Origin of the sequence: Acinetobacter sp. YH01024, assembly GCF_013420195.1 — a bacterium.
Classification (GTDB): Bacteria; Pseudomonadota; Gammaproteobacteria; order Pseudomonadales; family Moraxellaceae; genus Acinetobacter; species Acinetobacter amyesii.
In genome coordinates, this window is record NZ_VOYQ01000021.1 from 63,614 (window position 1) to 70,185 (window position 6,572).

7 protein-coding genes and 1 pseudogene are annotated in these 6,572 nt (G+C 42.3%); all 8 read right to left on the reverse strand.

The annotated features are described in order from the left end of the window. Positions 1-12 precede the first annotated feature (12 nt). Positions 13-1,248 (reverse strand): 23S rRNA (adenine(2503)-C(2))-methyltransferase RlmN, encoded by a 1,236-nt coding sequence (gene rlmN / locus FTT88_RS10410; protein WP_078189613.1) that lies wholly within the window; start codon positions 1,246-1,248, stop codon positions 13-15. Between the two features lie 123 nt (positions 1,249-1,371). Continuing rightward, positions 1,372-1,803 carry a nucleoside-diphosphate kinase gene (gene ndk, locus FTT88_RS10415; RefSeq protein ID WP_078189614.1) on the reverse strand — a complete coding sequence of 144 codons (432 nt, stop codon included), beginning with the start codon at positions 1,801-1,803 and terminating at the stop codon, positions 1,372-1,374. Positions 1,804-1,912: 109 nt separating this feature from the next. Continuing rightward, positions 1,913-2,113: a Fe-S cluster assembly protein IscX gene (iscX, locus tag FTT88_RS10420; protein ID WP_078189615.1), complete on the reverse strand. Its 201-nt coding sequence runs from the start codon at positions 2,111-2,113 to the stop codon at positions 1,913-1,915. 121 nt (positions 2,114-2,234) lie between these two features. Next, a complete protein-coding gene (locus FTT88_RS10425) occupies positions 2,235-2,786 on the reverse strand; it encodes a phosphatase PAP2 family protein (protein ID WP_180005379.1) in 552 nt (183 codons plus the stop codon). 190 nt (positions 2,787-2,976) lie between these two features. Then, positions 2,977-4,254, reverse strand: coding sequence for a glycosyltransferase family 4 protein (locus FTT88_RS10430; protein ID WP_373683081.1), 1,278 nt, complete (start codon positions 4,252-4,254; stop codon positions 2,977-2,979). Between the two features lie 119 nt (positions 4,255-4,373). Further along, positions 4,374-4,658 (reverse strand): sensor histidine kinase, encoded by a 285-nt coding sequence (locus FTT88_RS10435; RefSeq protein WP_168378455.1) that lies wholly within the window; start codon positions 4,656-4,658, stop codon positions 4,374-4,376. 57 nt (positions 4,659-4,715) lie between these two features. Continuing rightward, positions 4,716-6,290: a 7TM diverse intracellular signaling domain-containing protein gene (locus FTT88_RS10440; protein ID WP_168378454.1), complete on the reverse strand. Its 1,575-nt coding sequence runs from the start codon at positions 6,288-6,290 to the stop codon at positions 4,716-4,718. A 192-nt stretch (positions 6,291-6,482) separates the two neighbouring features. Beyond that, positions 6,483-6,572, reverse strand: a pseudogene (locus FTT88_RS10445) (IS5/IS1182 family transposase); the annotation flags it as partial.

A 6,572-nucleotide genomic window follows, 5' to 3' on the forward strand; every position in this document is an offset into this window, starting at 1 on the left:
GCTGCCTCTTTATTATCCTTGTGAGCGCAGTATCTCATTTTGCTGCGCAACTTTCTTTTTCCATTGCTCCGCACGACGAGTACGGTCAGCAACTTGCCCCACGAGTTGTCCACACGCAGCGTCGATATCATCACCACGTGTCTGACGAATCGTACACACAAAACCGGCATCAGACAAAGTTTTTTGGAAAGAAATAATACGGTTACGGCTTGAACGACCGTATGGCGCATGCGGGAACGGGTTAAACGGAATTAAATTAATTTTGCTTGGTAGGTTTTTCAACAGCTTTAACATTTGCTGTGCATGTTCAGGATGGTCATTTACACCATCTAACATCACGTATTCGATGGTCACGTGTTTACGCGAACTTTCATTACCATCTTTGGCGATATAACGCTGACACGCTGCTATCAACTGTTCCAACGGATATTTTTTATTGATCGGAACAAGTTCGTTACGTAGTTCATCATTTGGCGCATGGAGTGAAATTGCCAAGGCTACATCAATGTCTTGTGCCAATTGGTCAATTTTAGGCACCACACCTGATGTTGATAAAGTCACACGACGCTTCGACATGCCATACGCAAAGTCATCCAACATGATACGCATTGAATTCAATACAGCATCATAGTTCAACAACGGCTCACCCATGCCCATCATCACCACGTTGGTCACTGAACGTTCACGATCCGCAACTGGCACATCTTCCATATAAGAGAAGTTCGCCATCCACAGCTGTCCAATAATTTCAGCTTGGCTCAAGTCACGTTGAAAACCTTGTTTCCCAGTTGAACAGAATGAACAGTCCAGAGCACAGCCCACTTGTGACGAAATACACAAGGTCTTACGTGCGCCGGTTTTATCTTCTGCAGGAATGAGCACGGTTTCAACCAATGAACCTGCACCATCACCTACACGGAACACCCATTTACGAGTACCGTCTTTTGAATAATTTTTATGCACCACTTCAGGCGCTTTAATTTCACAAATCTTTTCTAGTTTTTCACGCAATTTACCAGAAATATTGGTCATTTCAGCAAAATCAGTCACGAAGAACTGATGAATCCATTTCATCACCTGCCCAGCACGGAACTTTTTCTCCCCCATTTCTTCGAAGAATTTTTCCATTTGCGGACGTGACATGCCCAGTAAATTCACTTTCTCCACAGTATTTTGCTGCGTCGGAGCGGATGGAGATTGTTGCTGTGCATCAGAAACAGCTGATGTAGCGACTACTTCAGTACTCATGTGTAATTACCTAAACCATGTCTAAAGATCAAAGGAGATGCTCAGTATTTGAGCGAAGAATTATTCAGAGAATAAAAAAACCAGACAAGCAGTATACCACTTATCTGGTTCGAATACTTCGAATTAACGAGTACGTGGAGCGATCTCAGTTTGAGCGAAGAAGTAGTTAACTTCACGATCAGCAGATGCTACAGAGTCAGAACCGTGAGCAGCGTTTTCGTCGATGCTTACAGCGAAGTCTGCACGGATAGTACCAGGAGCAGCTTCTTTAGGGTTAGTTGCGCCAAGGATTTCACGGTGAGCAAGAACTGCATTTTCGCCTTCAAGAACTGAAACTACAACTGGACCAGAAGTCATGAATGCAACTAGGTCACCAAAGAAACCACGTTCTTTGTGCTCAGCGTAGAAGCCTTCAGCTTCAGCTTGAGTCAAGTGTTTCATTTTAGTTGCAACGATTTGAAGACCAGCTTTTTCGAAACGAGCAAAGATGTCGCCGATGTGGTTTTTAGCAACTGCATCTGGTTTAACGATAGATAAAGTACGTTCAATAGCCATGAGAGGCTCCTTAAGTCAATTTGACGTGAAAAATTTGCCGCATTATACCGAATAATGCGCTATTTTCTGCTTTTGCTATACAAAAAAATTGCTTTTTTCGATGTAGGGATTAACTTGCCTCATCAATCCAGGCCATCTGAATTCCCTCAAGCAGACCTTCAGTCGACTTTTCTGGGTCATCAGTGAAATTTGGCAATGCACATACCCATGCATGTAGGTCAGTAAAGCGAATCCATTGCGGATCAACATCAGGGTGAGCTTCATACAGCTCAATTGCGATATCAATGGTATCTGTCCAGCGTAAACCCATGGGTCTTCCTAACATCGTCTATAGAATGATGGCTTACTTTAACAAATTTCAGCAATTGGACGTGATAAACCCTTTTAATTTTTTTATTACCAGATTTTGCAATTGAGATGTCCGCATCAAACTATAAAACCAAACCGAAAAGAGGTGCACAGAGAATAATCGCAGCACCGACGGCAGCACCTATAGCAGCACCGACAGCGACATCACTTGGATAATGCAAACCTAAGATCATGCGAGATAATGCCACCAATAAGCTAAAGGGCAACATTAGGACCAACAGCATGGGTTGAATATAGCCCAGCACAGTTGTTGCCATGACTGCATGTAGAGTATGTCCCGATGGAAAACTAAAATGGTCTAGAGGGCGTTCACCCAAACGAATCACTTGATGCACTTGGTACGGTCTTGGGCGCACAGTTTTCTTTTTGAGGAGTTTATAGATCGAGGTCCCGACGGAACCACCCAGTAATACATAGACGATTTGTACACTGTAAGACATGCCCTGCACGATCCAAACCGTCGCCAACATGACATACCAAAACACACCATCACCAAGTCGACTCACCATTTTAAATATGTCAGCCACAACTTGTTGATGTGAAAAATGATTGAGATAAATACAGCCTTTTAAATCGAGATGCAGCATTCTTGTTTTTGCATTTTTAAAATTCATCGCTAATCTCCTATCTACAGTCAAAGTCTGACTATGTTGGGGTTGAGCTAGATTTGTGTTGTTATTTTTACAAGTTTAGTTCTGTGTTTGACTCAGCTTAAGTTGTCTTTTTGACAGTGCAATGATGCTTTGATGACAGTTCAATGAATATTGGTTATGAGGATGCTCAACCAGTATATAACCAATAGCGCTAGCTCCATTGGCTCATCATGGCTTGATCCACCACGCGATATAGCGCTTGCTCAAATTGCTGTACGGGATATTGCCATCCAATTTTAGCAGCGTCTTTTGCCGCCTCGATGCCCATGGTTTTTAATTTAGCGCGTTGCGGCAATTGCTGCATAAGACGTATAAATTCATCGGTTCGAGATAAATGACATAACCATCCCGTTTGCTGATTTCTCACGTGCAGTTGGGCACATGCAGCATTATATGCAATCACAGGCAATCCGCTAGCCATCGCCTCCAAAACCACATTACCAAAGGTCTCAACCTGACTTGCGAAAACAAAAACATCCGCACTGGCATAGGCTTCCGATAAAGCCTGACCACTTAAACTTCCCATAAAAATAACATCTAGGGATTTTGCCAGTTGCATTAGTCGTTCACGATCAGGCCCATCACCCACAATGACCAATTTCGTTCGTGCATCCATAGCCAACATCGAACGATAGGCAGAAATTAAAACATCCACTTCTTTTTCAGGAGATAGCCGACCGACATACAGCATCACGCGGGTATGTTCATCTGCTTGCCACTGTTGTCTCAGATCTGCTCGATAATGTGAGGGAGAAAATCGACTATGGTCCACACCACGCCCCACCACCACCAATGGACAACTAAAACCTAATCGATGCAGGGCATCTGCAGTATCTTGGCTCGGGACACAGGTGAGTTGAGTATTGTTATGAAACCATCGTAAATAATGTTGTACAGGCTTCATTAAAAACGCTAAATCAAAGAATCGACTAAAATCATGAAAGGCCGAATGAAAACCACTGGACACAGGAATCTGTAAAGAACGCGCCAGTTGAAGCATAGCAAATCCCAAAGGCCCTTCAGTGACTATATGCACAATGTCGACTTGGGCTTTTTTTAAAGCTTTACTCAGCTTGATCAATTGCGGCCAGCCAAATTGTAAACCTGAATATCTAGGAATCGACTGCGCTCGAACCAAACACTCTTGATCAGGTTTGAAATCCTGACAACTTTCGGACTGTTCAGGACGTATTAAAAATATTGAGTTGCCTTGTTGCTGCAAGCCCTTACACAGTTGCAATAAAGAATGTGCAACACCATTAATTTCTGGCGCCCACGTATCTGTAACAATGGCGATTTTTAGACCTGGACGGATTAATGTTGAGACCGTTTGCACATCCATTCGTGATTGCATATGCTTAAATTGGAACTGAAATCGCGCAGGTTCATCCTGCATACGCCCTAAATTAATAGCCGATTCTGTCATGATCTTACATGCTTCTTATAAATGTATAGTCACAGTTTAAGCAGCAGTTTTTTGCATTTTGATGATTATTTGATGACAGTTTATTGAAAAAAATTGACTAATTTCTTCTACAAAATCATGATTTATCCGTAATTTTTAATCACTTTTAAAATCGTCTGACCCGCACGAGAAGTGATTTGCATATCTGCGTTCATCCGCTCTAAATGCCCACTCATACTACGAAGCCCCACACTCAAACCGGCTTGATTGACCAAATTCACATCAAACCCCACACCATTGTCTTCTACTTCCATTATCAATGCCGAGTTTTCATAATAAATCCGAATCTGCACCACGGTCGCATGACTATGCTTCACAATATTGGTTAATGCTTCTTCGGCTACACGCTGTAGGGTTAAACATTCCATTGGAGTAACATCCACTTCCCATTTTGCAGGAACTGACCATTTAGCGTGTATATCGAGCTAATCAAATAACTGATTAAAACGGTGCCTAAATGGTGCCATCCATAACAATGGGGTTTCAGGCAGTTTGGTGCCTAAACTTGAACCGCTATCAATGATATGTCGTAAATCATCTCTTAAAATTTTCAACATCGATAAAAATTGCGAATTGGTCAGATCTTTGGAACTCTGCTCAACCGATGCCATTGAACGAACCAAGGAGCCACCTAAGCCATCATGTAGCTCATGTGCAATTTGAATACGCTCTTGCAAGCGGGTATTTTCCATTTCTAACTGATAATGATTTTGTAGGGTATGCGTCAACTCTTCCTTTACTTGAGTGACCGTTGTTGCCAACGTTTGATTAAACTTTTCAATTCGTCTCACACTTTTAGTCAAGCGTAGTGCAAAAATAATCGCCACACCCAAGGTTGTTATCGGGGAAGCATATGCCGAAATCAAATCCCCTTCATTCATCATTAAGCGCCAACCGTCATGGGCACCAATTGGGACATAAATCAACAACATAATCCCTGCCAGCAACTTGGCTTCAACTTGTCCTGATTTATAAGCAATCCACGAAAATGTCAGGCAATTCAGCATATAGCAAGCATAGCCCACCATAAAACTCAAATCTAAGACAGGTTGTACCAAAGACTGTGGTGTAAAAAAAATCAAGCAACCCAATACAAAAACAGTCATCCCCATGACTTTTTCAAGACGTGGAAATTTTCGTCCTGCAAAACGCCAAGGATAGAGACAAGTCGCTGTCGTAAAACAAAGAAAGATAAAGATATGCAAACGATAGAAATCTAGCGTTGAAAGCCCCCAAAGCGTCTCGGTAGCTAAAAGTTGCCCAACGTATAGCACCCAAAGAAAACTGGTTATGGCATACCAACCAAAAGCGTTCTCTTCGCGTCGAAACAGCCAAACCAGCCCCGCAATGATCCCCAAGATAAACTCAAAAATAGTGGTGTAGCTATGCAAGCCTCGCATAGCCAACCAATGTTTTTCATACACTTTGGTATTATCGTGATAGCGGTTTAAACTAACCTCACCAAGCCCTGGATTCAGTGCATTGACGCCCACCACTCGTATCAGCACTTCATTCTGACCTTGCTTTAGGCTGTTGGGTGGAATTACCCATTGCCGAGGCATATTCCAACTTCGTGACAAAGGCTCTTGTAATGAATCATCCTGCCAAAACAGCTGACCATTCAAATACACTTGCCCTGCCATATTGATGTAACTCACCATCAAAGAAAGCGGATCTGAGCCTGCATCTTGACACGTGTATTGCCATTTCAAGCGATACCAAGCTGTGCCAGAATAATTATCCCAACGATCTTTCCAACGATCTGGTAACTTTTCTATCGTTTGCCAATGCTCATGCCCGGTCAATTCTCCGCTTGGCATCTGCGCCTGAGCGACTTCTTGACTGACTAATTTTGACTGACATGATTGGGCAATAGCTTGTGGACTTAGCCCAATTGCACCAAATACAAGACAAAGAACGGTAAATTTCAGCTTTAAAGGTTTAATTAGAGAAATGAGGACATTTAAAAATGTCAGACGTGTTTGAACGCAATACGCCAAGCACATCGAACCTTTTTTCCGACATGCGCAACTTGGAGCATTTGAATGATAGCGATTCAATACTGACCTTCCCCGTTAGCCGAAATAAAATGGCTAAAATAAAAACAAGATCACATATTAAACCTATGAACTCTAATAAGAAAAACTTTTTCTGAATTAGGGTGTGTTGACATTTACAGCCGATAAATTGAGCTAAAGAGGCAACCATATAAATATACAAGCTAAAGCAACAGCGCTTTGATAGTTACGTTTTAGCTTATCGTATCTTGTGGCAATTCCTCT

What these genes read in the sequence shown, in the direction of transcription:
- rlmN (WP_078189613.1), bottom strand. Translation starts at nt 1,248, where the DNA reads ATGAGTACTGAAGTAGTCGCTACATCAGCTGTTTCTGATGCACAGCAA.
- ndk (WP_078189614.1), bottom strand. Translation starts at nt 1,803, where the DNA reads ATGGCTATTGAACGTACTTTATCTATCGTTAAACCAGATGCAGTTGCT.
- iscX (WP_078189615.1), bottom strand. Translation starts at nt 2,113, where the DNA reads ATGGGTTTACGCTGGACAGATACCATTGATATCGCAATTGAGCTGTAT.
- FTT88_RS10425 (WP_180005379.1), bottom strand. Translation starts at nt 2,786, where the DNA reads ATGAATTTTAAAAATGCAAAAACAAGAATGCTGCATCTCGATTTAAAA.
- FTT88_RS10435 (WP_168378455.1), bottom strand. Translation starts at nt 4,658, where the DNA reads ATGGAATGTTTAACCCTACAGCGTGTAGCCGAAGAAGCATTAACCAAT.